Origin of the sequence: Enterococcus sp. DIV1444a (assembly GCF_051712125.1) — a bacterium.
Classification (GTDB): Bacteria; Bacillota; Bacilli; order Lactobacillales; family Enterococcaceae; genus Enterococcus; species Enterococcus faecalis.
The window spans coordinates 48,043-74,142 of sequence record NZ_JBIOOG010000001.1; the positions used below are offsets into that span (position 1 = coordinate 48,043).

The following is a 26,100-nucleotide window of genomic DNA, read 5'->3' on the forward strand; positions in this document are numbered from 1 at the left end:
AAAGACGTTTTTTATTTTTGTATAATAGAAAGGAGTTCACTATATGAGTTGGTTGAAACGTAGCGTCGCAGCTGTTAAAAGAAACGATCCTGCAGCGCGGACCACACTAGAAGTTCTTTTAACGTATCCTGGCTTGCACGCCCTGTTTTGGCATCGCTTGTCTCATTTCTTATATAGGCATCAGTTGTTTTTATTGGCGAAAATTCATGCACAATTTTGGCGTTTCATAACGGGCGTAGAAATACACCCCGGCGCCACAATTGGGGCGGGAGTTTTTATCGATCACGGCATGGGCATTGTGATTGGGGAAACCGCGGAAATAGAAGAAGATGTCGTCTTGTTTCACGGAGTGACGTTAGGTGGGACCGGCCGTGATACGGGTAAACGCCATCCAACAGTGAAAAAAGGAGCGATGATTTCGGCACGAGCTCAAATTTTAGGGCCAGTTGTGATTGGTGAACGTTCAAAAATTGGTGCGGGTGCTGTTGTTATTTCAGACATCCCAGCAGATGCCACAGCTGTGGGTGTTCCTGCGAAAGTCGTTCGTCTAAATGGAAGAAAGGTGGAAAAAGGGCATGATTAAAATTTATAATACATTGACCAGAGAAAAAGAAGTATTTACGCCAATTGAGGCGCATAAAGTTCGGATGTATGTTTGCGGACCAACCGTTTATAACTATATCCATATTGGTAATGCGCGCAGTGCAATCGCCTTTGATACGATTCGTCGTTATTTTGAATATCGTGGGTATGAAGTGAATTATGTCTCGAACTTTACAGATGTCGATGATAAAATTATCAAGGCAGCCAAAGAATTGAAAATTACTGCGCCGGAAGTGGCGGAGCGTTTTATCAAAGCTTTTGAAGAAGATACGCAAGCATTGAATGTCCAACCAGCAACGTTACATCCTCGGGTGATGGACCACATGCCTGATATCTTAGCTTTTATCGAAGTTTTAATTGAAAAAGGCTTTGCTTATGAGGTCGCAGGTGATGTGTATTATCGCACCCGTAAATTCCCTAATTATGGTAAATTAAGCCATCAATCGATTGATGAATTAGAAGTGGGGGCAAGTCAACGAACTGGCGTTGAACAACAATTAAAAGAAGACCCATTGGATTTTGCTCTTTGGAAAAGTGCCAAAGAAGATGAAATTTCTTGGGATTCTCCTTGGGGGAAAGGACGTCCCGGCTGGCATATTGAATGCTCTGTCATGGCGACAAAACACTTGGGAGAGACTATTGATATTCACGGCGGTGGACAAGATTTAGAATTTCCACATCATGAGAATGAAATTGCACAGAGCGAAGCCAAAACAGGCCATACCTTTGCCAATTACTGGATGCATAACGGCTATGTCACAATTGGTGAAGACGATGAAAAAATGAGTAAATCCTTGGGTAACTTCATAACTGTTCATGAAATGATTCAAAAAGTGGATCCGCAAATTTTACGTTTCTTTATGTCTACCACCCAGTACCGTCGTCCGATTCGTTATAGCGAAAGCACTCTAAAAGAGGCAGCAGCCAATTATCAAAAATTGAAAAATGCGTTTGAAAATTTACGTTTTAGACAAGCAGATGCTGTTGCAAGTTTGCCAGAGGATGAACACTATTTAGCGCAATTAAACGAATTAGAACAACGTTTTATTACGGAAATGGACGATGATTTCAATGCAGCTAACGGGATTACGGTCGTTTATGAATTAGCAAAGGTGATGAATCAGTATAGTGAACAAGCGGCAGTTTCGGAACCAATTCTAGTGGCGATGGATAAGCTTTTCAGTGGCTGGTTAGCTATTTTTGGTTTATTCTTTAAAAACGAAGAATTAGTGGATGCAGAAGTCGATGCCTTAATTGAAGAACGGAACCAAGCACGGAAAGACCGTGATTTTGCCCGAAGTGATGAAATCCGCGATTTATTAAAAGAACAAGGCATTGTTTTAGAAGATACTCCGCAAGGAACGAGATGGAGAAGAAGTGAATGAGAGATTACAAACAATTAAACGGTTTAGCTTTGGCCTATGTTGGCGATGCGATTTATGAAATTTACATTCGTGATTATTTAGTTTCCTTAGGACAAACGAAACCGAATGTTTTGCATCGCATGGCGACACACTACGTGTCAGCAAAAGCCCAAGCAAGCTTAATGCAAGCGATGTTAGCGGGAGAAATGCTAACGGAGGAAGAAGAAGTGATGTACAAACGCGGTCGAAATGCTAAAAGTCACACCTTTGCTAAAAATGCTGATGTGACAACCTATCGGGTAGCGACCGGTTTCGAATCCTTGATGGGCTATTTACATTTAACACAACAAAAAGAACGTTTAGAAGAATTAATTAACTGGTGTATCAAGAAAGTAGGTGAAACCAATGAAAAATGAAAAATCTCGTCCTTTTAAAAAAGGTAAGAAACGTCCCGAACGTTCAGACAAGCGTTCAAAAGAACGGAACCCACGACCAGCGACAGCAGGTGCTGATGGAACCTCAGAAGAGCTAGCAGATAACTTTGTCTTTGGTTTCCATGCCACTGTCGAGGCGTTGCAGCAAGGACGCGGGAATAAATTGTTTTTACAAGAAGATGCTCGTGGCGAGAAAATTGAGCAATTAAAACAAGCAGCGAAAGAACAGGCGGTGCCAGTCAAATGGGTGCCTAAAGCAAAATTAGATACGATGAGTGATCACGGTGTGCATCAAGGTATGGTTTTAGCAATCACAGCGTATCAATATTTAACTTTAGAAGAATTATTGGAACAAACAAAAGAAAAGACAGCAACACCATTTTTCCTAATTTTAGACAGTCTAGAGGACCCACATAACTTTGGCTCAATTTTGCGAACTGCTGATGCGACAGGCGTGGACGGTATTATCATTCCGAAACATCGTGCAGTGGGAATTACACCAACCGTAACCAAAGCGTCAACAGGGGCCGTGGAACATATTCCAGTGGCTCGTGTAACGAATCTAGCGCAAAGTATTGCAACGCTAAAAGAGAATCAATTTTGGATTTTTGGTACAGATATGTCTGGGACGGATTATCGTCGCTGGAATACACAAGGCGCAATTGCCTTAATTATCGGAAATGAAGGTCGTGGCATGAGTCAAGGTCTTCATAAAGAAGTGGATGAATTATTAACGATTCCAATGACTGGACACGTTCAAAGCTTAAACGCTGGTGTGGCTGCAGGCTTGCTAATGTATGAAGTCTATCGTGGCCGCAACCCATTATAGAAGCAGGCGATTGTATGAAAAAACAATTGTTAATTGTTGATGGCTATAATATGATTGGTGCTTGGCCAGAATTGGTCCAGTTGAAAAAGCAAGAGCGTTTAGAGGATGCGCGTGAACTGCTTCTTAGTCGTCTGTCCAATTATGCCAAATATGAAGGGTTGGAAATCATTGTGGTCTTTGATGCCCAATTAGTCCCAGGCATTCAGCAAACGTACAAAAAGTACCTTTTGACCGTGGTTTTCACCAAAGAAGATGAAACAGCAGATAGTTATATTGAACGTCTAGCTGGTGAAAAAAATGATCGTTTAACGCAAGTAACAGTCGCAACGAGTGACTTGGCTGAACAATGGGTGGTCTTTTCACAAGGCGCATTGCGGACTTCGGCCAATGAACTTTACAAAGCTGTCCAGAAAACAGAAAAGACGATTGCCATTCATGCAACGGATATCCATTTCCAGCAATTTCGTCGAAATTCTCCATGGAACGTGGAGCAGTTATCAAAACTTTCTGAGAAGCTAGAAGAATTGTCTCAAAAAAAAGATTAAACAAATGTTCGCTTAAGTCATAAATTTCTAACATGCTATGCTCTCCTAAATCATTCGATACGTTTATCGAAAAGGAGGGCTTTTTATGTTAGAACAGATTCAACAAGCATTAGCAGGAGACCAAGAACAATTTCAAGCCTTATATGGGCAATATCAGCCAGTGATTTATAAGTGCATGAAAAAATACTATTTAAAAGATTATGATACTGAGGACTGGCTTCAAGAAGGGCGAATTGTCTTCTATCGGACGTTAGAACGATTTGATTCAGAAAAACAAGCATCATTAGGAAAGTTTTTTAAACGAAATTTTGAAAATCACGTACATAGCTTAATTCGCCATCAATGCGCCTATAAGCGGCGAACAGATACCTTATCTATTTCCCTGGAACAACGCTTAGAAAGCGCTGGTGAAGAGTTAGTGGACTATTTAGGGACAGCGGCAACCGACCCATTAGGTCAATTAATGATTCAAGAAAAATTGGCAGCCTTTCCGACACGTCTTTCCTCGTTGGAACAACAAATTTTAAACGCATACTTAAAAGGCTATACGTTAGAAGAAATCGCTAAAGCACGTGGGGGAACTTTTTCAGCTGTCCGAAGTGCCTATGATCGTGCCAAAGCAAAAATGAAATATACATTAGAAAATGAATAAAAATTCGACAAAACAGTCGATTTGTCGAGCAAAAGTAGTTGCAAACAGACTTCTAGTATGATAAACTTGAAATTTTTTAAAAAAAGTGGTATAATATTTCTCGAGGTGAATGCAATGCCAACAACGTTATCGTCAATTAAGAAAGATTTGGAAGGCCGTATCGGCAGTGAAATTATGTTAGTTGCTCAGACTGGAAGAAAGCGCCAAACAGAACGTAAAGGAATCTTAACGGAGACTTATCCATCTGTTTTTGTTGTTGACTTGGATCCAGACGAGAACTCATTTGAACGTGTATCTTATAGCTATTCAGATGTTTTAACACGCACCGTTGAAATCGAATTCATCGGTCAAGCCGTATAATTTAGAAAGTCCGCTTAGGAGTGAAGGAAGAGCCCTTCGTTCCTAAGCTCTTTTTAATTTCAACAATCCGTCGTCTGAGAAAGAGCAATCTTCGGTGTACTTCTTCATGGACATATGATAGAATCTAAAAGATTAAAATGTTGGTAGACAAAAGATTAAGGAAGGTGAATCAGGGAACCGATGGAAATAATCGAACGAGCTCCTGCGAAAATTAATCTTGGGTTAGATGTTCTCCATAAGCGTGTGGATGGCTATCATGAAGTTGAATCTATTTTTGCAAGTGTAGATTTAGCTGATCATTTAACTTTTGAAAATCTAGAAGAAGACATCATTCGTATTGAAACGGACAGCTCTTTTTTACCCGTGGATCGACGGAATCATGTCTATCAAGCAGTTGATTTATTAAAGCGTACCTATAATATTCATAAAGGAATTAAAATATATATTGAAAAGCGCATCCCCGTGGCAGCTGGTTTAGCAGGTGGTAGCAGTGACTGTGCCGCAGCATTACGAGGCTTGAACAAACTGTGGAATCTGGGGTTGACGATGGACGAACTCTGTGAAATTGGTAGCCAAATTGGTATGGATGTTCCTTATTGTTTGAGGGGTGGAACAGCCTTTGCAAACGGACGTGGGGAGGAAATTGAAGCATTACCGACCATGCCTCAATGTTGGATTGTGTTAGTTAAGCCAAGAATTAGTGTATCCACCAGTACCGTTTTTAATGATTTAGCGGTAGATGAATTGCATCATCCAGATATTGCTGGACTAAGAATAGCCATTGAAAATGGTGATTATACTGGGATGACCCAGACGGTCGGCAATGCGTTGGAAAGTGTCACGATTGCCAGACATCCGATCGTGCAGCAAATCAAGGATCGCATGCTAAAGTACGGCGCTGATGCAGCGTTGATGAGTGGCAGTGGACCGACAGTCTTTGCTTTGTGTGAAAAGAAAACACGAGCACAACGGATTTATAATGGACTTAAAGGCTTTTGCGAAGAAGTTTATTTGGTTCGGACATTGAAATAAGTAAAAACAACAAGACAGCTAGCCAAAATGTTGTCTTGTTGTTTTTTTAAATTTATTCCTTGACGTCCCGTGTTCCATTTGGTACATTATTCCTGGCAAATCGTAAATATTACGGTTTATAATAGGTAAATCGAAAAGAGGACAGAACATGACGAAAATCTATCGCCGTTTGATAATCGGCGTTACTTTAGCAATTAGTGTTTTTCTTTTAGCTAGTTGTGGACAAACCACACAATCGCCAAAAGAGAAGAAAGAGCTCACAGTAATGACTACTTTTTATCCGATGTACGACTTCGCAAAACAAGTCGTTGGTGATGAGGGAGAGGTTGAGCTGTTGATTCCAGCTGGAACGGAACCACACGATTATGAACCAAGCGCAAAAGACTTAGCGAAAATTACTGATGCGGATGTCTTTGTTTATAATAGTAAAGAGCTAGAAACTTGGGTTCCGAATGTTATTGAAAACTTGGACACGAAAAAAGTTTCAATCGTGGAAGCCAGTCAATCCATTCAATTGATGCAAGGAACAGAAGAGGAAGAATCTGGCGAAGAAGGTCATGAAGGCCGTAACCATTCCCACGAACTGGATCCGCATGTCTGGTTAGATCCCGTGTTAGCGCAAAAAGAAGTGACAGCGATTCGGGATGCGCTTATCAAAAAATATCCTGAGAAAAAAGCCGTATTTGAAAAAAATACTGCTGCTTATTTGGAAAAATTGACTGCGCTAGATAAGGAATACCAAGCTGCGTTTGCAGGCGCTAAAAATCGGACCTTTGTGACGCAACATGCTGCATTTGGCTATTTGGCGAAACAATATGACTTGACCCAAGAACCGATTGCTGGGATTTCTCCAGACCAAGAACCTTCGCCAAGTCGTTTAGCCGAATTAAAAAAATATATTAAAACAAACAATGTTTCTGTGATCTATTTTGAAGCATCGGCTTCTACAAAAGTAGCCAAAACATTGGCAGACGAGACAGGCGTCGAATTAGCCGTATTGAATCCTTTAGAGAGTTTAACTCAAAAAGAACAAGAAGCAGGCGAGAACTATGTGTCTGTCATGAAAGAAAATCTCGCTGCTTTGCAAAAAAGCATCCATTAATCTGGCAACAGAAAGGAGCCAACTTATGCATTATATTGAAGTCGAAAATTTAACCTTCTATTATGATGATGAACCTGTTTTAGAAGATGTTTCTTATTATGTTGATCCAGGGGAATTCGTTATTTTAACAGGAGAAAATGGCGCTGCCAAGTCAACGCTGATCAAAAGTACCTTAGGGTTATTAAAACCAACAAGTGGCAAAATTACGGTTGCTAAAAAAAATAGTGCTGGTGAAAAAATCAGCATTGGCTACATTCCACAACAAGTCGCTTCTTTCAATGCGGGCTTTCCTAGCACCGTCATTGAATTAGTACGTTCAGGTCGCTTTCCTAGAAATCGTTGGTTCAAACCGTTGACGAAAAAAGATCATCTTCACGTGGAAAAAGCTTTGAAATCAGTGGATATGTGGGAAATGCGCCACAAACGAATTGGCGAGCTTTCTGGCGGGCAAAAGCAACGGATTAGTTTAGCGCGAGTATTTGCGACCGATCCAGATTTATTTATTTTAGATGAGCCAACAACAGGTATGGATGAACAATCGCGAAACGAATTTTATCAATTGTTGCAACACAGTGCGCATGAACATGGAAAAGCTATTTTGATGATTACGCATGATCATGAAGATATCAAAACCTATGTAGATCGTCAAATTCGTCTTGTCCGCAAAGAAGATTCGAAATGGCGTTGCTTCCATATGAGTGAAGAATCGTATACGTAAATTTTCCAATAAAACGTTATCTGGCTCGATCATAACGAAAGCCAAGGAACGGCTTAAAGAAATGCTGGAAAAATTTAAAAATAAGCAGGAATTAAAAAATTAATTCGCTTAAACGTCGCTACAATGGTAGTGTTCATTTTAGCGGTAAGGAGTGAATCGTATGGCAGAAATGCTTTCTTATGCATTTATGCAAAAGGCCTTTTTAGCAGCACTGTTTATCTCAGTGATTGCCCCAATGCTCGGCGTCTTTCTAGTTATTCGTCGACAATCTTTAATGGCAGATACCCTCTCACATGTGTCATTAGCCGGTGTGGCACTAGGCTTCTTTTTTAATTGGAATCCTAATTTAATGACCCTAATTGTCGTAATTGTGGCTGCAATCATTCTAGAATATTTACGAATGATTTATAGCACCTATTCAGAAATTTCGATTGCTATTTTAATGTCAGGCGGTTTGGCTTTGGCATTAGTTTTAATGAATTTAACAGGAGGCAATTCAGCTGCTAGTATTCAATCGTATTTATTTGGTTCCATCGTCACGATTACGTGGGATCAAGTGGTTATGTTGGCGATTTTATTCGTAGTTTTAGTTTTATTGTTTATGTTATTTAAACGCCCAATGTACGTTTTAACATTTGATGAAGATACTGCTCATGTCGATGGGCTACCTATTCATTGGATGTCGATGCTTTTTAATGTAATTACTGGTGTGGCGATTGCTGTGATGATTCCGATCGCGGGGGCCTTGTTAATTTCAGCAATTATGGTCTTACCAGCTGCGATTGGTATGCGAATTGGTAAAGGCTTCAACACGGTGATCATCATCAGTGTGTTTATGGGCTTGATTGGCATGCTAACAGGGTTGACTAGCTCGTATTATTTGGAAACACCACCGAGTGCAAGCATTACCCTAATTTTTATTGGTTTATTCTTATTAGTCAATATTTATCGCCGAGTGGTTGTTATGGTCCAACGAAAACAAAAAATGCAAAGAAACTAAGGAGAAAAACGAAAGTTTTTCTCCTTTATTTCTTTTTTTTAAAAGAAATGGCGAACTATTTTCAGTTATTTGAAAAAAATCCTCGAATTTTTCGGATAAACCCCTTATAATAAGGAACGATAGAATGAAAAGGAGTGACGAATTTGAAAATTCGGAGAAGTGAACGATTAATCGATATGACCCAATATCTTTTAGATCATCCCCATACATTGGTTTCTTTGACATATTTTGCTGACCGATACCAATCTGCCAAGTCTTCCATTAGTGAAGATTTAGCAATTGTTAAAAAAACATTTAAAGAACGTGGAACAGGTATTTTAGAAACGATTCCAGGCGCTGCAGGCGGTGTCCGCTTTATCCCTGAAATTCCTTATGAGGAAGCGGAGCAGCTGATTATGGATTTGTGTGATCGTTTGTCAGAACAAGATCGCTTATTACCTGGGGGCTATGTTTATCTTTCAGATTTACTTGGGGAACCGAATTTATTAAGACAAGTGGGCCGGATTATTGCTTCTAAATATTTAGGCAAACAAATTGATGCGGTAATGACCGTTGCGACCAAAGGAGTGCCAATTGCGCAAGCTGTGTCTTATTACTTAAATGTTCCGTTTGTGATTGTTCGTCGCGATTCTAAGATTACTGAAGGTTCAACGGTGAGCGTGAACTATGTATCAGGGTCTTCAGAACGTATCGAAAAAATGGAACTTTCAAAACGCAGCTTAAAACGCGGATCCAAAGTTTTAGTCGTGGATGACTTCATGAAAGGCGGCGGCACCGTCAATGGTATGAAGAGTATGATTGAAGAATTTGAAGCAGAACTTGTTGGCATTACCGTTTTTGCTGAGTCAAAATTCAATGGCCGTCGTGCAATCGATGACTATACTTCGCTATTGTACGTGGAAGATGTGGATACACAGACAAAAACGATTAGCGTAGTCCCAGGAAATTATTTCACAGAGAAATAATTTGAAAAAGAGCGTGAAAATGGTCCATCCCATTTTCAGGTTCTTTTTTTCTGTTTTATTCCTTTAAAAAAAGATGAGAAAATAAATTGGTCTACCTTTTAAATGCCTTATTTTGTTGAAAAAGACAAAAGAGTAAGATAAACTAGAAAAGGTATTGATGAGAACGATTTAGAAGAAAAGCAAACAATTTAGTTAATTTGAGGTGGCAAACGTGGAAAATAGATACGCAATTATTTTAGCAGCTGGTAAAGGAACACGCATGAAATCTAAACTTTACAAAGTATTGCATCCAGTTGCTGGTAAACCAATGGTGGAACATATTTTAGATCAAGTAGAACAAACAGAACCAACAGAAATCGTAACGATTGTAGGACACGGGGCGGAAATGATAAAAAGTCATTTAGGCGAACGTAGTCAATATGCCTTACAAGCTGAACAATTAGGAACTGGGCATGCAGTCATGCAAGCACAAGAGTTATTAGGTGGTAAACAAGGAACAACATTAGTTATTACAGGGGATACGCCGTTATTAACTGCGGAAACCTTGAAAAACTTATTCGATTACCATCAAGGTAAAAATGCAAGTGCGACTATTTTAACAGCACATGCTGAAGATCCAACAGGCTATGGTCGAATTATTCGTGATCATGTGGGCATTGTTGAACGAATCGTGGAACAAAAAGATGCTAGTGAAGAAGAAGCGCGTGTTCAAGAAATTAATACAGGAACCTTCTGTTTTGATAATGAATCATTGTTTGAAGCGTTAGCGAAAACAGATACAAACAATACACAAGGGGAATACTATTTAACAGATATCATTGAAATTTTGAAAAAAGAAGGCAAAGCTGTTGCTGCTTACCAAATGGCAGACTTTGACGAAGCAATGGGTGTAAATGATCGTGTCGCTTTATCCACTGCTAATAAAATTATGCATCGTCGTTTAAATGAAATGCATATGCGAAATGGTGTTACATTTATTGATCCTGATACAACGTATATTGATGAAGGCGTGGTAATTGGTTCAGACACAGTCATTGAAGCGGGAGTCACTATCAAAGGAAAAACAGTGATTGGCGAAGATTGCTTGATTGGCGCACATTCAGAAATCATTGATAGTCACATCGGCAATCAAGTGGTTGTTAAACAGTCTATGATTGAAGAAAGTGTGGTTCGCGAGGGGGCCGATGTAGGTCCGTATGCACATTTACGTCCTAAAGCAGATGTGGGGGCAAACGTACACATTGGTAACTTCGTGGAAGTAAAAAATGCAACAATCGATGAAGGCACAAAAGTGGGCCATTTAACATACGTTGGTGATGCAACATTAGGCAAAGATATTAATGTCGGTTGCGGCGTTGTTTTTGTTAATTATGATGGCAAAAATAAACACCAAACAATCGTAGGTGATCACGCATTTATTGGCTCCGCAACGAACATTGTTGCGCCAGTCACGATTGGTGATCATGCGGTGACTGCTGCTGGTTCAACCATCACGGAAGATGTCCCTTCAGAAGATTTGGCGATTGCCCGGGCACGTCAAGTGAATAAAGAAGGCTATGCTAAAAAGTTACCTTATATGAAGGATTAATCTCAAATAAAAAAGAACGCTCTTTTGCTTAAGCAAAAGAGCGTTCTTTTTCCTCCTTAAAGACTAGACCAATTGCTGCTAGTATTTGTTTAGAGACGTTCAAGGACTAGACCAATGCTGTTTGTTCGGTATTTTTAGTTATTTTTTTCAAAAAAATAGTTTTTGTTCTTCTTTTCCAATATAAAAAGACTTTCTTTTTTATAAAGTTCGTGTTTTAGTTAAAATTATTATTTTTTTCACAAAAAAACCCACTATATTGTCCAAAAATAAAAACAATTTACAGGAAAAACATCTTATTTTAACGGAATTTACTGTTTTTTATTTAACGGATATATTATTATAGGGAAAGAAGAGCAGTGTGATGGGGGAAGGCTCTTTTTGTTGTTTGTTACTTTGACAATTGTTTGTTGCAAATGGGTTGAAACACAAGGAGGAAATTTGTGAAAAAGTTGAGCTTTAAAAAAGTGAAGTGGGGCATGCATTTTTTAATGGCTGTTGCGTTGATAGCGCCAAGCGTTACTAGTACGGCATATGCAATAGAAACAACGAGTCAACAAAGTTCAGAAGCAGTAACAAGTACCACCGATTCAAGTAGAAAACAAGAACCAGTCATCACACAGGAAACAACAGACAGCAAACAAGAAGCACCAAATCAGGCTACGAGTGACAGTGTCAAGCAGTCACAAGAAACCACGGCACCAACAGAGACGACGAATTTAGAAACGTCAACCGCTGAAAAAGAAGAAACGAGCACGCCGCAAAAAATAACAATTTTAGGTACGTCAGATGTTCATGGTCAATTATGGAATTGGTCTTATGAAGATGATAAAGAACTACCAGTTGGTTTGTCCCAAGTAAGTACAGTCGTCAACCAAGTCCGGGCACAAAACCCAGCAGGCACCGTTTTAATTGATAATGGCGACAATATTCAAGGCACTATTTTAACAGATGACTTGTATAATAAAGCGCCTTTAGTGAATGAAAAGACTCATCCAATGATCACAGCAATGAATGTGATGAAGTATGATGCAATGGTTTTGGGGAATCATGAGTTTAATTTTGGTTTACCATTAATCAAAAAAATTCAACAAGAAGCCACTTTTCCAATCTTGTCTGCGAATACCTACAATAAGGAAGATGGTCGTCGTTTTGTTGAAGGGACTACCACGAAGGAACTTGATTTTAATCAAGATGGGCAGCCAGATTTAAAAGTTGGGATTATCGGCTTAACAATCCCGCACATTCCTTTGTGGGATGGCCCTCGTGTTACTTCGCTTAATTTTTTACCTTTGAAAGAAGAAGCAGAAAAAGCAGTTGCTGAGTTGAAAACTAACGATCAGGCTGACATTATTGTTGCTTCGATTCATGCGGGACAACAAAATAGTGATCCAGCTGCCAGTGCCGACCAAGTGATTGAAAATGTCGCGGGGATTGATGCGTATATTCTGGGCCATGACCACCTTTCTTTTACCAAGCAAGGAGCAGCGCCGAATGGAAAAACTGTACCGGTAGGCGGACCGAAAGATACGGGGACAGAAGTTGTCAAGATTGATCTTTCAGTTGCTAAAAATGCTGATAAATGGGAAGTACAAGAAGGTACAGCAACGATTGTACCAACAACGAATGTTCCGGCAGATGAAGCAGTTAAGGCAGCGACGAAAGAATACCATGAAAAAACGCGAGCGTTTATTCAAGAGGAAATCGGCACAGCCACAGCTGATTTCCTACCAAAACAAGAAGTTAAAGGAATTCCCGAAGCACAATTACAACCAACAGCGATGATTTCTTTAATTAATAACGTTCAAAAAGAAGTAACAGGCGCACAATTAAGTGCGGCAGCCCTGTTTAAATACGACAGTAAATTACCTGCTGGGAAGATTTCCTACGCCACGATTTTTGATATCTACAAATACCCGAATACCTTAGTGAGTGTTCCCATTAACGGTGAAAACTTACTGAAGTATTTAGAAAAACAAGGGGCGTACTATAACCAAACACAGCCAGATGATTTGACCATTAGTTTTAATCCAAACATTCGTGTGTATAACTATGACATGATTTCTGGAGTGGACTACAAGATTGACATTTCAAAACCAGTGGGTAAACGAATTGTAGATGCGAAAATTGACGGCCAACCGCTTGATCCTGCCAAAGAATATACGATTGCTATGAATAATTATCGTTACGGCGGTTTAGCTAGCCAAGGGATTCAAGTAGGGGAACCTATTAAAAATTCTGATCCAGAAACCTTACGAGGAATGATTGTTGATTATATTAAGAAAAAAGGAACGCTTGATCCAGAACAAGAAATCGAACGAAATTGGTCAATTATTGGGACAAATTTTGATGAAAAATGGCGTGCCAAAGCAATCGAATTAGTGAATGACGGCACTCTTCAAATTCCGACTTCTCCTGATGGACGTACACCAAACGCCGCTTCTATTACGAAACAAGACGTCCGTAATGCGGGCTTTGATTTAGATAATGCATATACCATTATGCACACAAATGACGTTCATGGACGACTAGAAGCAGGGAAAGGCGAATTAGGTATGGCGCGTCTAAAAACCTTTAAAGACCAAGAAAACCCAACCTTGATGGTGGATGCCGGGGATGTTTTCCAAGGATTACCAATCTCCAATTTCTCCAAAGGCGCGGATATGGCCAAAGCAATGAATGAAGTTGGTTATGATGCCATGGCGGTGGGAAATCACGAGTTTGATTTTGGTTTAGAGATTGCACTAGGCTATAAAGACCAACTGAATTTTCCGATTTTATCTAGTAATACGTATTACAAAGATGGCAGTGGACGGGTTTTTGATCCGTATACAATCGTAGAAAAAGCTGGGAAAAAGTTTGCCATTGTAGGTGTGACAACCCCAGAAACAGCAACGAAAACACACCCGAAAAACGTGGAGAAGGTGACGTTTAAAGACCCGATTCCAGAAGTAGAAGCAGTAATTAAGGAAATTAAAGAGAAGTACGCGGATATTCAAGCTTTCGTGGTTACTGGGCATTTAGGCGTAGATGAGACGACGCCGCATATCTGGCGTGGTGATACGCTAGCAGAAACCCTTAATCAAACATATCCTGAGTTAGATATCACTGTGATTGATGGCCATTCGCATACAGCCGTCGAAAGTGGCAAACGTTATGGCAAAGTAATCTATGCTCAAACGGGTAATTATTTAAATAATGTTGGAATTGTCACAGCACCAGAGAGTGAACTAACTAAGAAAACAGCAAAATTGATTCCAGCAGCAGAGTTGCTAGAATTGTCAGAAAACCCGGCAGTTAAAGCCATCGTTGATGAAGCACGAACGAATTTTAACGCTGAAAATGAAAAAGTAATTGTCGATTATATTCCATTCACATTGGATGGACAACGAGAAAATGTGCGCACACGAGAGACCAACTTAGGGAATTTGATTGGTGATGCGATTATGTCATATGGCCAAGACGCGTTTAGTCAACCTGCTGATTTTGCAGTAACTAATGGTGGCGGCATTCGCGCTGATATTAAACAAGGGCCAATTAAAGTTGGGGATGTCATTGCTGTGTTACCTTTTGGCAATAGCATTGCGCAAATTCAAGTAACCGGCGCTCAAGTTAAAGAAATGTTTGAAATGTCTGTTCGTTCGATTCCACAAAAAGATGAGAATGGCACAATTTTACTAGATGATGCTGGCCAACCAAAACTTGGCGCAAATGGTGGTTTCCTACATGTTTCAAGCTCCATTCGTATCCACTATGATTCCACAAAACCAGGTACTCGCTTGGCTAGTGACGAAGGCAATGAAACAGGACAAACGATTGTCGGTAGTCGCGTATTAGGAATAGAAATTAAAAATCGGCAAACACAAAAGTTTGAACCATTGGATGAGAAGAAACAATACCGGATGGCTACCAATGATTTCTTAGCTGCTGGTGGTGATGGTTACGATATGCTAGGTGGTGAACGAGAAGAAGGGATTTCACTAGATGCTGTCTTGATTGAATACTTGAAAAGTGCAACCAGCTTGCGGTTGTATCGTGCAGCAACGACGATTGATTTAGCACAATATAAAGAACCATTCCCAGGCGAACGAATTGTTTCTCTTTCGGAAGAAGCTTACAAAGAGTTAATCGGTGGAGGAGAGACGCCAAAACCAGATCCAACACCAGATCCAACACCAGATCCAAAACCAGATCCAACACCAGATCCAAAACCAGATCCAAAACCAGACCCAAAACCAGATCCAAAACCAGATCCAAAACCAGATCCAAAACCAGATCCAAAACCAGATCCAAAACCAGATCCAAAACCAGATCCAAAACCAGATCCAAAACCAGATCCAAAACCAGATCCAAAACCAGATCCAAAACCAGATCCAAAACCAGATCCAAAACCAGACCCAAAACCAGACCCAACATCAGATCCAAAATCAGACCCGAAACCAACACCAGAAACACCAGTAGCAACCAATAAACAGAACCAAGCGGGAGCAAGACAGAGCAATCAATCCGTAACAGAGAAGAAAAAATATGGCGGCTTTTTACCTAAAACGGGTACAGAAACAGAAACGCTTGCGTTATATGGTTTACTGTTCGTTGGACTTTCTTCTTCTGGCTGGTATATTTATAAACGACGTAACAAAGCTAGTTAGTCATTTTTTAAGAACCGTCCTTCGGGATTGGTTCTTTTTTTATTTTAATACTTGCCATTTGTTTTTAATTTTAGTATTATAAGAATATTCTAAAAATTAAAAAATGAAGAGTTTTTTCTGTGAAGGGAGAAAGGCATGAAAAGTAAACGTATAAAAGGACTTATCGGGTTAAGTTTAACAACGCTGTTAGTTTTAGCTGCTTGTGGTGGTGATGGGGGAGCTGGCGCCGAAAAAGCAAAGGGCGGGTCAGAGAAAACCGCCGCTAAACAAGAATTTAAAGTAGTGGTTCAACAAGAAATGCCTTCTGCAGATTTATCTTTAGGAACAGATACAATTAGTTTCACGGCACTGAATAATGCGTATGAAGGAATTTATCGTTTAGATGATAAAAGCAAGCCGCAACCAGCAGGGGCTAAAGAAAAAGTACAAGTCAGTGATGATGGTCTGACGTATACGGTGAAACTAAGAGAAGAAGCAAAATGGTCCAATGGTGATCCTGTCACAGCTGCCGATTATGTTTTTAGTTGGCAACGTACAGCAGATCCTCAGACTGGCGCTGAGTATGCTTATTTTCTAGAAATGATTGAAAATGGTGCAGACATTGTAGCTGGTAAGAAACCAGTTTCTGAATTAGGCATTAAAGCAAACGGGGATTACGAGCTAGAAATTAAACTGGCAAAACCAACACCATATTTTGATTATTTACTGGCCTTTCCACTATTTTTCCCGCAACATCAAGCAACCGTAGAGAAATATGGCAAAGATTACGCTGCTTCCAGTGAAAAAGCAGTCTATAATGGTCCGTTTGTCTTAGCTAACTTTGAAGGGGCTGGCTCAGATACCAATTGGACTTTAGAAAAAAATGAAAACTATTGGGATAAAGACAATGTCAAATTAGATAAAATCAATTTTGATGTTGTCAAGGAGGCACCAACTGCCTTGAACTTATTCCAAGATGGCCAAGCAGACGATGTTATTTTAAGTGGCGAATTGGCCCAGCAAATGGCGAAGGATCCAGAATTGGTTATCGAAAAAGAAGCACGAACCAGCTATTTGGAATTTAATCAGCGAGATAAAAATTCACCGTATAATAATGTGAATTTACGCAAATCAATTTCAGCAGCGATTGATCGCAACGCATTAGTAGATAAAATTTTAGGCGACGGTTCAGTAGTCGCTACAGGCTTAATTCCAGAAGGGATGTCGTATTCGCCGACAGATGACAAAGATTTTGCTGATGAAAATAAAAAAATTGTTGAATATAGCCCGGAAAAAGCAAAAGAATACTGGGCAAAAGCGAAGAAAGAATTGGGCATAACAACACTCAAAATGGATATTGTTGCCGATGATGTCGATTCTACGAAAAAGTTAGCGGAATATATTCAAGGTACATTAAAAGATACTTTAGAGGGCATTGATGTAACAGTGAGCCCAGTGCCGTTTTCAGTTCGAATTGATCGAGGAAGTCGGGGCGATTTTGAGACAATCTTAGGTGGCTGGGCTGCGGATTACGCTGATCCAAGTAGTTTCTTAGACCTTTTTGTCACCGGCAATAACTATAACCGTGGGCGTTTTTCAAGTAAAGCCTATGATGAGTTGATCGAGGCTTCAGCCACAAGAGATGCATCAGATCCTGAAAAACGTTGGGAAGACATGGTTAAGGCCGAGAAGTTATTGATTGGTGAAGAGACAGCTTTAGCACCACTTTATCAAAAGGCGACTGCCCATCTACGCAGTAAAGAAGTGAAAGGTGTCGTTGCCCATGGTGCTGGCGCGCAATATGATTATAAGTGGACATATGTAACAGAAGAGTAGTTAAAAAGAGACACAGAATAGTCGATTTGACTGTTCCGTGTCTCTTTTAATCAAAATGTTTCTGCTGTTCTTCTTTTAATTTTTCTGGTGTTACATCTTCACCAGTAGGGTCATAAATAGTGACCCCCATTAACGTTTTATTGAATTGTTCACGAATGGTCCGCAAATATTCTTGTCGTAAATCGACACGAAGGGCTTGTTCTTCAGGTGTTAAGCCCTGTTCACGCTCTTTTTGCGCAAGTGTATTAATTCTTTTTAAAACATCTAACATTTTTGTCTCCTTTCTACAATAATTCTTTTGCCACGCGTTCAAATGATTGAAAGCGCGTTTGTTTGTCGTAACCTGGGGTGATCAGCATCGCTTCTGTTAAGCCTAATTCTTCTTGTTGGTGGAAAAACTCCGCAACTTCTTGACTACTGCCAATGACAAAGCGTTGTTTATTTTGTTCTAACACCTGCTTGTCCATTTCACTATAAGGAAAAGCAAGAGCCTCTTCTGGCGATAAAAACTTATTAGGAAGCCCGTGTTCGGTGGCAAAAATATAATGCTCGAAACTAGCCGCATGGTATTCTGCTTCTTCTTTCGTGTCGGCGGCAAAAGTGAAATAAGCAGCACTCACTTGAGGCTCTTGTTGTTCAGTCATTGGTCGAAAATGCTTGTAATATGCTGACAATACTTCTTTGGGCAACTGTCCATGAATGAACTGCGCAAAGGAAAAATTAATGCCATATTCACCGGCTGAACGTGCGCTTTCTTTGCTAGCACCTAGTAACCAAGGCTGTGGCAATAGTACTTCCCGCGGAACAGCTGAAATTTTAGAATATAAATGATCTTCAGGAAATTCCTCTCTTAAAAAGAGTAAAATTTCAGGTAATTTATCAAATTGATCTAGTTGTGGTGGCTGACCATTATTTAACGCCAACGTAGTTAAAGGGCTGCCACCAGGCGAGCGGCCCATGCCTAAATCGATTCGGTCAGGATATAAAGCTGCTAACGTTTTAAAAGTTTCCGCGACTTTAAATGGCGCATAATGCATGGTCATGATGCCACCCGCGCCAACACGAATTTTTTCGGTGGCGCTAGCAATATGTGCAACTAAAATTTCTGGTGTTGCACTGGCAAAGGCGTCTGAACCGTGATGTTCGGCATACCAAATTCTTGTGTAACCAAGTTTTTCCGCTAATTGAGCGAGCTCTTTGGCTTCTTGTAAGGTGTCGCTTGCTGATTGATTTTTAGGAACCGTTAATTGATCTAAGATACTTAATTTCATGTATGTAGTCTCCTTTTTGATTATTTTTTTGAAGCTACCGCTATTATTACGCAAGCATGTCAAAAAAAACAGTACGCACTTTTTAATTCCCTAGTGAGCGAAAAGTAACCAATAGATGTAGCCAAGGTCGATGATAAAAAATTCTCCGCTATTGCTTTTTGATGCTTTGTGTTAAAATGGAACATATGTACGCAATCAGCAATTGGAAAGGTGACAACATGTACGAATATATTATTGGAAAAGTAACGTTTGTTAGCCCATACTATATTGTCATTGAAGCAAATGGCATTGGCTATCAGATTTCAGTCGATAACCCGTATCGCTATTCAGGAAAAATGGATACCGATATTAAACTATATCTTCACCAAGTCGTGCGGGAAGATGCACAACTTTTATTTGGTTTTGGCAGTTTAGAAGAAAAACAATTATTCTTAAAATTAATCAGTGTCTCTGGAATTGGACCTAAAAGTGGCTTAGCTATCATGGCTTCTGTAGCTGACCATGGTGGTTTAATCAATGCAATTGAAGGGGAAGATGTTACATATTTAACGAAGTTCCCAGGTGTTGGCAAGAAAACAGCCCAACAAATGATTTTAGATTTAAAAGGAAAATTAGGCGAATTAGAGTCCTCCGAAGCAGCGGTGGCGGCCATGACCGCCACCGAAGTGGTAACAACAAGCAATCAAGCATTGGCAGAAGCGTTAGAAGCATTAAGTGCCCTAGGCTATAGTGACCGAGAGATTAAGCGTATTACTAAGCAATTGGAAGCATTAGGTGAGACAACGACAGATGTTTATTTGAGCAATGCGTTAAAATTCATGATGAAACGCTAAGGAGGAATAACGATGACAGAAGAAGAACGGTTGCTTTCAGCTGCAAGTCAAGAAGCAGAAGCTTCAATTGAAAAATCGTTACGTCCGCAATTTTTAGCACAATATATTGGTCAAGACAAGGTAAAACAAGAACTAACGATTTATATTGAAGCGGCAAAAAATCGGAATGAAGCGTTGGATCATACCCTTCTTTATGGTCCGCCAGGTTTAGGGAAAACGACAATGGCGATGGTCATCGCCAATGAAATGAATGTGAACATTCGGACCACAAGTGGCCCAGCCATCGAACGGGCGGGAGATTTAGTCGCTATTTTGAACGAATTAGAGCCTGGTGATGTGTTATTTATCGATGAAATTCATCGTTTGCCGCGAGTTGTGGAAGAAATGCTGTATTCCGCAATGGAAGATTTTTACATTGATATCATGGTTGGTCAAGGAACCACGGCACATCCCGTTCATTTTCCATTACCGCCTTTTACTTTAGTGGGCGCTACCACACGTGCAGGGATGCTTTCAGCGCCATTACGAGATCGTTTTGGGATTATTTCTCACATGGAGTATTATCAAGAGCAGGATTTAAAAGAAATCGTTCTCCGTTCCGCGGATATTTTTCAAACGGAGATTTTTGAGGAAGGTGCCTTTGAAATTGCGCGCCGCTCAAGAGGAACCCCGCGAATTGCCAATCGTTTGTTAAAACGTGTCCGTGATTTTGCCCAAGTCCAATCAGATGGCAAAATCGACCGAGCGATTGCAGACAAAGCGTTAACCTTACTGCAAGTGGACCATCAAGGCTTAGATTATGTCGATCAAAAATTGTTGAAAACAATGATTGATTTATACGGCGGTGGTCCAGTTGGCTTAAGTACCTTGTCTGTAAATATTGGTGAAGAAACCGAAACGGTGGAAGATATGTATGAACCCTACCTTATTCAAAAAGGTTTCATTAAACGAACACCGCGAGGACGGATTGCAACGCCTTTTGCGTATGCACATTTTGGGTATGATTATTTAGAGGGGCGTAAAAATTAAAAATAAGCCAAAAGAAAGTAAGCTATAACCGCTTGCTTTCTTTTGTTTCACGTGAAACGTTTGTTCTTATTTGGGAGAGTGGCATATTTCAACTGTTGTAGGTATACTGTGTTTGTAATCGCTTTTAAATTGGAGGGATCAATGTTGAATGAAGAAATCAAAGGGGCATTAATTGTTTCTTGCCAAGCGTTGGCAGACGAACCGTTGCATAGTTCCTTTATCATGTCCAAGATGGCTTTGGCCGCTAAACAAGGAGGTGCTAAAGGCATTCGAGCAAATTCTGTAGTAGACATTCAAGCAATCCGAAAAGAGGTTGATTTACCAATCGTTGGGATTATTAAACGAGATTATCCTGGAGCAGAAGTATATATTACCGCAACTATGCGTGAGGTAGATGAATTAATGGCTGTTCAGCCAGAAATTATCGCTCTCGATGCAACCCATTCGAAACGACCGAATGGTGAAACGTTAGCCACATTTTTCAAAAGAATAAAAGAAAAGTATCCTGACCAAGAATGGATGGCGGATTGTTCCACGCTAGAAGAGATGATTGAAGCGGCAGAGTTAGGCTTTGATTACATTGGCACAACGTTAGTCGGCTATACGCCACAAAGTGAAAATCAGCGGATTGAACAAAATGATTTTGAACTGTTAAGAGAAGCGAAGAAGCATTTTACTACGCCCATCATTGCAGAAGGAACGATTGACACACTAGCAAAAGTCCAACGTGTTCTGGAGCTAGGTGCTTATAGCGTAGTGGTGGGATCTGTTATTACAAGACCGCAAAAAATTACTGAAAAATTTGTGGAAGCTACGAAAATAAAACAGAATGAAGCATAAACTAAATACACTATCGATACACTCGTTATTTTTTGATTAATACACTTCGACACGGTCGCTTTTTTTTCTGGAGAAAGTTGAATCTTTCAATAATGAAAAGGGATACACTCCATTTGGCATAGTCCTTGCTGATAATAAATTAGTGTATAAAACGCTATCATTTTATAGGAGGGGTTTTATGAAGGGATTATCAAAAAAGAAACGGGTGTCTACTTGGTTAGCGTTAGGAATCACCGTAGTCAGCTGCTTTGCGTTAAGCGGGGAAGTGCAAGCAAGTGTTGAAAGAACAAAAGTTGATGAATTTGCGAATGTTTTAGATGTGAGTGCATCACCAACAGAACGGACGAATGGTGTATACGATACCAATTATTTTAATAATTTTTCTGATTTAGGTGCATGGCATGGCTACTATTTACCTGAAAAAAGCAATAAAGAGCTGCTGGGTGGTTTTGCGGGGCCATTGATTATTGCGGAAGAATATCCAGTAAACTTGGCGGCAAGTTTAAACAAATTAACGGTCAAAAATAAAAAAACGGGAGAAACTTATGATTTAAGCCAAAGCAACCGCATGGACTTGTCTTATTATCCTGGGCGCCTAGAGCAAACCTATGAATTAGACGATCTAACGATTCATTTAGCTTTAATTTTTGTCAGCAATCGAACGGCGCTTATCCAAACGACACTTGAAAACACTGGTGAAGAGCCCTTGTCACTTGAAGCAAGCTGGACAGGTGCGGTCTTTGACAAAATTCAAGAGGGAACGGAAACCTTAGATATTGGCACTCGTTTAACTGCTAAAGACAATGACATTCAAGTGAATTTTGGCGAAGTCAGAGAAACGTGGAATTATTTTGCTACGAAAGACACAAAATATACGATTCATCACGCAGATAAAGTTTCAACAAAAATTGATAATCGGAATTATACAGCGACCGCTGAACCAATTGAATTAAAGCCTAAACAAACGTACAACACCTATACGACAGAAAGCTATACTTTTACAAAAGAAGAAGAGGCAAAGGAACAAAAACAAGCACCCGAATATACCAAAAATGCGGCGCGCTATTTCAAAGAGAACAAGCAAAGATGGCAAGGGTATCTAGATAAAACGTTTGATCAAAAGAAAACAGCAGAATTTCCTGAATATCAAAATGCGCTTGTCAAATCGATTGAAACGATTAATACCAATTGGCGAAGTGCGGCAGGTGCCTTTAAGCACGACGGGATTGTTCCATCCATGTCTTATAAATGGTTTATTGGTATGTGGGCTTGGGATTCGTGGAAAGCGGATGTAGCAACGGCTGATTTTAATCCTGAGTTAGCTAAAAATAATATGCGAGCCTTGTTTGATTATCAAATTCAAAAAGATGATACCGTACGTCCACAAGATGCAGGAGCGATCATTGATGCTGTCTTTTACAATCAAGACAGTGCGCGTGGTGGTGAAGGTGGCAACTGGAATGAACGAAATTCTAAACCACCATTGGCTGCATGGGCAGTTTGGCATATTTATCAAGAAACCAAAGATAAGGAATTTTTAAAAGAAATGTATCCCAAACTTGTGGCTTATCATAATTGGTGGTATACCAACCGAGACCACAATAAAAATGGGATAGCAGAATATGGAAGCATGGTCAGCGATGCCCACTGGCAAAAAGATGACAAGGATCAAATCATTAAAGATAAGAATGGCCAACCTAAAGTGGACGATGATGCTGTTATTGAAGCAGCCGCGTGGGAAAGTGGCATGGATAACGCTACACGGTTTGACAAAGAAGGTGTGGGCAAAGGCGACATCGGAGTTAAAGTTTTTGAAAATAAAAATAAAGGAAAAGTAGTGGGGTATTCGATTAATCAAGAATCAGTGGATTTGAATGCGTATCTCTACGCTGAAAAGGGTTATTTAGCTTCAATAGCAGAGGAATTAGGCAAAAAAGAGGATTATAAAAACTATCAAAAAGAAGCGAAGAAACTAAAAAAATATATTCAAGAAAATATGTTTGATGAAAAAACCGGCTTCTTCTATGACTTACAAATAAATGAAGACGGCTCGAAAACGAAATTATTAGTCAATCGTGGCAAAGGAACAGAGGGCTGGTTGCCGCTATGGGCAAAAGTAGCGACCAAAGAACAGGCGGCGGCAGTTAAGAAAAACATGATGAATCAAGAAATGTTCAATACCTTTATGCCATTCCCAACGGCATCCAAAGACAATGAAAAATTTGCTGCAACGAAATATTGGCGAGGACCAGTTTGGCTTGATCAAGCCTTGTTTGGTGTAGAAGCTCTTCAAAACTATGACTACACAAAAGAAGCAAAAGAAATGACACAAAAACTCTTCTTACATGCCGAAGGATTGATGGGAGAAGGACCTATTCATGAAAATTATGATCCACTGACAGGGAAGGGCCTAAGTACGAAAAACTTTAGTTGGTCAGCGGCAGCATACTATTTATTGTATAAAAACACCTTATTAAGTAATAACCCCACAACGCAAACCGCTTTTGAGATAAAATAGAAAAACAGCTCTTGAGAAAATATTGCTCAAGAGCTGTTTTTTTCTTCACTTGCTACAATCTGTTCCCCTCTGATTTAATTAAATGTAATTTATTTATTTAAATAAATATATTTCATATAATTAAACAAAATATCTAAAAATAAACTATATGTACTTTTATTAAAAATGTTATTTAATAAAAATGAAATAGATATTCAATGAGATTGATTGTACAATGGTTAATGAAGAGTGGGTTTAACGGAACCGAGTAATAAGAAATAAACTAATATTGAAACCAAACATTGCGACACCTCCTGCTCTAAGTTATATTGAATTTCATTATAAGACAGATATCTTAGTTTCTTCAAGAACGAATTAGAAAAGTTTTTTTAAATTTGTTGACGCCTGACAATTATAATGTTCAAAAAAATAATTTAAACAAATATATTATTTGATTATTTGGTAATATTAAAGTTCGTAAAAATAATTTTTATAAAATGTTATATTTTATTTAATAAAAAAATAATACTTAATATTAAATTATTAATAGAAAGGAGCATATTATGGATGTGTTAGAGGCATTAAAGTATTTTAGAAAAAAGAAAAAAATTGCTCAGAAAGATGTTTTACCAAAAAAAGGGAAACAAACCTATCGAAGAATCGAAATTGGTGAAGCCAAGCTAAGTTACGAGGATTTAATGACAGCATTACAGTCACTTGGGATTACCTTTAATGAATTTTTTCATATGGTCTCTGAAACAAGAAGTACGGCTTCATCTAAAATTATGCATCAAATTGAATGTTGTCAAATGGGGTTGAACAATACAAGTGAAAAAAAGAACCTGATTCATTACTTTTATCAATTAGAGCGCAATCCCCAAAAAAACGCAGTAGAGATGTCTATTTATACAGATATTAAGCTAACTTTCAGTAATGATTGGGAGGAAATTCCAGAATTCGATGAAACTGATCGAATGGCAATTCTCGCACTTATCTCTAGCAAAAGCTACTATACATATTACGATTATCAAATGGTGACTAATACAGGGGCGTTATTTTCTGAAAACGAAGTCCTTCAGATTCTTGAGCAGATGTTTCCTGTCAAAGATGCTGAATTACGTGATACCCAAACATTAAATGTCGCCTATGGTTTTTACCTAAATATCATTACAGCGCAACTTTATAAGAAAAATTATGCGAAAGCCCGGGAGTATTTAGCGCTAATGAGTGTTACCACGATTCCTGCCGAAATCTACTATATTCATTTTAACTTACGTTATTTAAAAAATCTTACGTATTATCTGTACACTGGCAAAATGAGATATTATAAAGAAGTAATCACCGTTATTGATATGATTGAAAGTTTTGGGGATGCACGTTTGGCGGAAGGCATGAAAAAAGAAATGCTTCAGCTGACGGCTGGTCGGACATTTAATTTAGATTATGGACAATTTCCTGTGAATATTGTCACTGAAAAATAAAAAGCTCCCCCGCAAGTTTGAACTTGTGGGGGGCTTTCTCTAGGCTACTTTAAAACATGTAGCGACTTTTCAACGATAGCATCGGTCAAGGTTTTAGAAAAATTCAATTTATTTTTTTTCCCGAGTTCATCAGACCACTTGGGAATGGTGACGGTTTTTTTGACTAACGTATTTGTTCCTAAATAATCATTTAGTTCTACATTTACCATAGTAACAAACGAGTCTGCAAGGTTAAAATTGAAGTCATCGTCATCTCTAAAGGGATTATTATCTTCTAACGACAACGTATTGATAGGAGATGGCTGGTTGATTGTTCTTTGATGTTCAATATCATCAGATAACATCATACCTAAATAATCGGAAGCCATCGCAATTGCATCAGGAATTGTATCTCCTTGCGTACCAGAACCACCTATATCTGGGAAATAAACATAGTAACCATTCTCGACACTGTAGAAACATGCAGGATAACTAATTAGCATGAATGATGCCTCCT

23 protein-coding genes are annotated in these 26,100 nt (G+C 39.3%); 20 read left to right on the top strand and 3 right to left on the bottom strand.

The features are described 5' to 3' along the window. Positions 1-43 precede the first annotated feature (43 nt). From epsC to IGI87_RS00275, 15 genes are all read left to right on the top strand, one after another. A complete protein-coding gene (epsC, locus tag IGI87_RS00205; protein WP_002356054.1) occupies positions 44-583 on the top strand; it encodes a serine O-acetyltransferase EpsC in 540 nt (179 codons plus the stop codon). Beyond that, positions 576-1,988 carry a cysteine--tRNA ligase gene (cysS, locus tag IGI87_RS00210; protein WP_438735986.1) on the top strand — a complete coding sequence of 471 codons (1,413 nt, stop codon included), beginning with the start codon at positions 576-578 and terminating at the stop codon, positions 1,986-1,988. The genes epsC and cysS overlap by 8 nt, the downstream gene beginning before the upstream one ends. Then, a complete protein-coding gene (locus IGI87_RS00215) occupies positions 1,985-2,383 on the top strand; it encodes a Mini-ribonuclease 3 (RefSeq protein ID WP_002356056.1) in 399 nt (132 codons plus the stop codon). The genes cysS and IGI87_RS00215 overlap by 4 nt, the downstream gene beginning before the upstream one ends. Beyond that, positions 2,373-3,230 (top strand): 23S rRNA (guanosine(2251)-2'-O)-methyltransferase RlmB, encoded by an 858-nt coding sequence (gene rlmB / locus IGI87_RS00220; RefSeq protein WP_002378685.1) that lies wholly within the window; start codon positions 2,373-2,375, stop codon positions 3,228-3,230. The genes IGI87_RS00215 and rlmB overlap by 11 nt, the downstream gene beginning before the upstream one ends. A 14-nt stretch (positions 3,231-3,244) precedes the next feature. After that, positions 3,245-3,775: an NYN domain-containing protein gene (locus IGI87_RS00225; protein ID WP_002356058.1), complete on the top strand. Its 531-nt coding sequence runs from the start codon at positions 3,245-3,247 to the stop codon at positions 3,773-3,775. An 85-nt stretch (positions 3,776-3,860) separates the two neighbouring features. Beyond that, positions 3,861-4,427, top strand: coding sequence for a sigma-70 family RNA polymerase sigma factor (locus tag IGI87_RS00230; protein WP_113795111.1), 567 nt, complete (start codon positions 3,861-3,863; stop codon positions 4,425-4,427). Positions 4,428-4,484: 57 nt separating this feature from the next. After that, positions 4,485-4,787 (top strand): Veg family protein, encoded by a 303-nt coding sequence (locus tag IGI87_RS00235; RefSeq protein WP_438735987.1) that lies wholly within the window; start codon positions 4,485-4,487, stop codon positions 4,785-4,787. Between the two features lie 180 nt (positions 4,788-4,967). Beyond that, positions 4,968-5,819, top strand: coding sequence for a 4-(cytidine 5'-diphospho)-2-C-methyl-D-erythritol kinase (gene ispE / locus IGI87_RS00240; RefSeq protein ID WP_104855081.1), 852 nt, complete (start codon positions 4,968-4,970; stop codon positions 5,817-5,819). A gap of 148 nt (positions 5,820-5,967) precedes the next feature. After that, positions 5,968-6,921, top strand: a complete 954-nt coding sequence (locus IGI87_RS00245) for a metal ABC transporter substrate-binding protein (protein WP_438735988.1) — start codon at positions 5,968-5,970, stop codon at positions 6,919-6,921. A 25-nt stretch (positions 6,922-6,946) separates the two neighbouring features. Next, the gene (locus IGI87_RS00250; protein WP_002356064.1) at positions 6,947-7,639 is read left to right on the top strand and encodes a metal ABC transporter ATP-binding protein; all 693 of its coding nucleotides are present in this window, start codon (positions 6,947-6,949) and stop codon (positions 7,637-7,639) included. A 160-nt stretch (positions 7,640-7,799) separates the two neighbouring features. Continuing rightward, complete coding sequence (locus tag IGI87_RS00255; RefSeq protein WP_002383493.1) at positions 7,800-8,639, top strand: metal ABC transporter permease; 840 nt, start codon at positions 7,800-7,802, stop codon at positions 8,637-8,639. 143 nt (positions 8,640-8,782) lie between these two features. After that, positions 8,783-9,604 (top strand): pur operon repressor, encoded by an 822-nt coding sequence (gene purR / locus IGI87_RS00260; protein WP_002381336.1) that lies wholly within the window; start codon positions 8,783-8,785, stop codon positions 9,602-9,604. A gap of 211 nt (positions 9,605-9,815) precedes the next feature. Further along, positions 9,816-11,192 (top strand): bifunctional UDP-N-acetylglucosamine diphosphorylase/glucosamine-1-phosphate N-acetyltransferase GlmU, encoded by a 1,377-nt coding sequence (glmU, locus tag IGI87_RS00265; RefSeq protein WP_104855083.1) that lies wholly within the window; start codon positions 9,816-9,818, stop codon positions 11,190-11,192. A gap of 440 nt (positions 11,193-11,632) precedes the next feature. Beyond that, on the top strand, positions 11,633-15,838 hold the full coding sequence (locus IGI87_RS00270; RefSeq protein ID WP_438735989.1) for a 5'-nucleotidase C-terminal domain-containing protein: 4,206 nt from the start codon (positions 11,633-11,635) through the stop codon (positions 15,836-15,838). Positions 15,839-15,973: 135 nt separating this feature from the next. After that, positions 15,974-17,653 carry a peptide ABC transporter substrate-binding protein gene (locus IGI87_RS00275; RefSeq protein WP_438735990.1) on the top strand — a complete coding sequence of 560 codons (1,680 nt, stop codon included), beginning with the start codon at positions 15,974-15,976 and terminating at the stop codon, positions 17,651-17,653. Positions 17,654-17,699: 46 nt separating this feature from the next. Here IGI87_RS00275 and IGI87_RS00280 read toward each other — a convergent pair whose 3' ends face one another. Together IGI87_RS00280 and IGI87_RS00285 are read right to left on the bottom strand one after the other, a co-directional pair. Continuing rightward, positions 17,700-17,924, bottom strand: coding sequence for a DUF896 domain-containing protein (locus IGI87_RS00280; protein WP_010822421.1), 225 nt, complete (start codon positions 17,922-17,924; stop codon positions 17,700-17,702). A 13-nt stretch (positions 17,925-17,937) separates the two neighbouring features. Beyond that, positions 17,938-18,924 (bottom strand): LLM class flavin-dependent oxidoreductase, encoded by a 987-nt coding sequence (locus tag IGI87_RS00285; protein WP_438735991.1) that lies wholly within the window; start codon positions 18,922-18,924, stop codon positions 17,938-17,940. A gap of 218 nt (positions 18,925-19,142) precedes the next feature. Between IGI87_RS00285 and ruvA the strand changes: the two genes are divergently transcribed. The 5 genes from ruvA (at position 19,143) to IGI87_RS00310 (ending at position 25,604) form a co-directional block, all read left to right on the top strand. Then, positions 19,143-19,757 carry a Holliday junction branch migration protein RuvA gene (gene ruvA / locus IGI87_RS00290; protein WP_113795107.1) on the top strand — a complete coding sequence of 205 codons (615 nt, stop codon included), beginning with the start codon at positions 19,143-19,145 and terminating at the stop codon, positions 19,755-19,757. A gap of 12 nt (positions 19,758-19,769) precedes the next feature. Beyond that, positions 19,770-20,786 (top strand): Holliday junction branch migration DNA helicase RuvB, encoded by a 1,017-nt coding sequence (gene ruvB / locus IGI87_RS00295; protein WP_002381340.1) that lies wholly within the window; start codon positions 19,770-19,772, stop codon positions 20,784-20,786. Positions 20,787-20,927: 141 nt separating this feature from the next. Continuing rightward, on the top strand, positions 20,928-21,626 hold the full coding sequence (locus tag IGI87_RS00300) for an N-acetylmannosamine-6-phosphate 2-epimerase (RefSeq protein WP_438735992.1): 699 nt from the start codon (positions 20,928-20,930) through the stop codon (positions 21,624-21,626). A gap of 178 nt (positions 21,627-21,804) precedes the next feature. After that, positions 21,805-24,144, top strand: coding sequence for an alpha-glucosidase (gene ygjK, locus IGI87_RS00305; RefSeq protein ID WP_438735993.1), 2,340 nt, complete (start codon positions 21,805-21,807; stop codon positions 24,142-24,144). A 542-nt stretch (positions 24,145-24,686) separates the two neighbouring features. Then, positions 24,687-25,604, top strand: coding sequence for a helix-turn-helix domain-containing protein (locus tag IGI87_RS00310; RefSeq protein WP_010713649.1), 918 nt, complete (start codon positions 24,687-24,689; stop codon positions 25,602-25,604). A 44-nt stretch (positions 25,605-25,648) separates the two neighbouring features. Here IGI87_RS00310 and IGI87_RS00315 read toward each other — a convergent pair whose 3' ends face one another. Beyond that, the gene (locus IGI87_RS00315; protein ID WP_438735994.1) at positions 25,649-26,086 is read right to left on the bottom strand and encodes a type II toxin-antitoxin system HicB family antitoxin; all 438 of its coding nucleotides are present in this window, start codon (positions 26,084-26,086) and stop codon (positions 25,649-25,651) included. Positions 26,087-26,100: the final 14 nt, after the last annotated feature.

What these genes read in the sequence shown, in the direction of transcription:
- IGI87_RS00250 (WP_002356064.1), top strand. Translation starts at nt 6,947, where the DNA reads ATGCATTATATTGAAGTCGAAAATTTAACCTTCTATTATGATGATGAA.
- IGI87_RS00300 (WP_438735992.1), top strand. Translation starts at nt 20,928, where the DNA reads ATGTTGAATGAAGAAATCAAAGGGGCATTAATTGTTTCTTGCCAAGCG.
- epsC (WP_002356054.1), top strand. Translation starts at nt 44, where the DNA reads ATGAGTTGGTTGAAACGTAGCGTCGCAGCTGTTAAAAGAAACGATCCT.
- IGI87_RS00245 (WP_438735988.1), top strand. Translation starts at nt 5,968, where the DNA reads ATGACGAAAATCTATCGCCGTTTGATAATCGGCGTTACTTTAGCAATT.
- IGI87_RS00235 (WP_438735987.1), top strand. Translation starts at nt 4,485, where the DNA reads ATGATAAACTTGAAATTTTTTAAAAAAAGTGGTATAATATTTCTCGAG.
- ispE (WP_104855081.1), top strand. Translation starts at nt 4,968, where the DNA reads ATGGAAATAATCGAACGAGCTCCTGCGAAAATTAATCTTGGGTTAGAT.
- ygjK (WP_438735993.1), top strand. Translation starts at nt 21,805, where the DNA reads ATGAAGGGATTATCAAAAAAGAAACGGGTGTCTACTTGGTTAGCGTTA.
- cysS (WP_438735986.1), top strand. Translation starts at nt 576, where the DNA reads ATGATTAAAATTTATAATACATTGACCAGAGAAAAAGAAGTATTTACG.
- IGI87_RS00215 (WP_002356056.1), top strand. Translation starts at nt 1,985, where the DNA reads ATGAGAGATTACAAACAATTAAACGGTTTAGCTTTGGCCTATGTTGGC.
- IGI87_RS00285 (WP_438735991.1), bottom strand. Translation starts at nt 18,924, where the DNA reads ATGAAATTAAGTATCTTAGATCAATTAACGGTTCCTAAAAATCAATCA.
- IGI87_RS00255 (WP_002383493.1), top strand. Translation starts at nt 7,800, where the DNA reads ATGGCAGAAATGCTTTCTTATGCATTTATGCAAAAGGCCTTTTTAGCA.
- IGI87_RS00310 (WP_010713649.1), top strand. Translation starts at nt 24,687, where the DNA reads ATGGATGTGTTAGAGGCATTAAAGTATTTTAGAAAAAAGAAAAAAATT.
- ruvB (WP_002381340.1), top strand. Translation starts at nt 19,770, where the DNA reads ATGACAGAAGAAGAACGGTTGCTTTCAGCTGCAAGTCAAGAAGCAGAA.
- ruvA (WP_113795107.1), top strand. Translation starts at nt 19,143, where the DNA reads ATGTACGAATATATTATTGGAAAAGTAACGTTTGTTAGCCCATACTAT.
- IGI87_RS00225 (WP_002356058.1), top strand. Translation starts at nt 3,245, where the DNA reads ATGAAAAAACAATTGTTAATTGTTGATGGCTATAATATGATTGGTGCT.
- IGI87_RS00280 (WP_010822421.1), bottom strand. Translation starts at nt 17,924, where the DNA reads ATGTTAGATGTTTTAAAAAGAATTAATACACTTGCGCAAAAAGAGCGT.
- IGI87_RS00230 (WP_113795111.1), top strand. Translation starts at nt 3,861, where the DNA reads ATGTTAGAACAGATTCAACAAGCATTAGCAGGAGACCAAGAACAATTT.
- rlmB (WP_002378685.1), top strand. Translation starts at nt 2,373, where the DNA reads ATGAAAAATGAAAAATCTCGTCCTTTTAAAAAAGGTAAGAAACGTCCC.
- IGI87_RS00275 (WP_438735990.1), top strand. Translation starts at nt 15,974, where the DNA reads ATGAAAAGTAAACGTATAAAAGGACTTATCGGGTTAAGTTTAACAACG.
- IGI87_RS00315 (WP_438735994.1), bottom strand. Translation starts at nt 26,086, where the DNA reads ATGCTAATTAGTTATCCTGCATGTTTCTACAGTGTCGAGAATGGTTAC.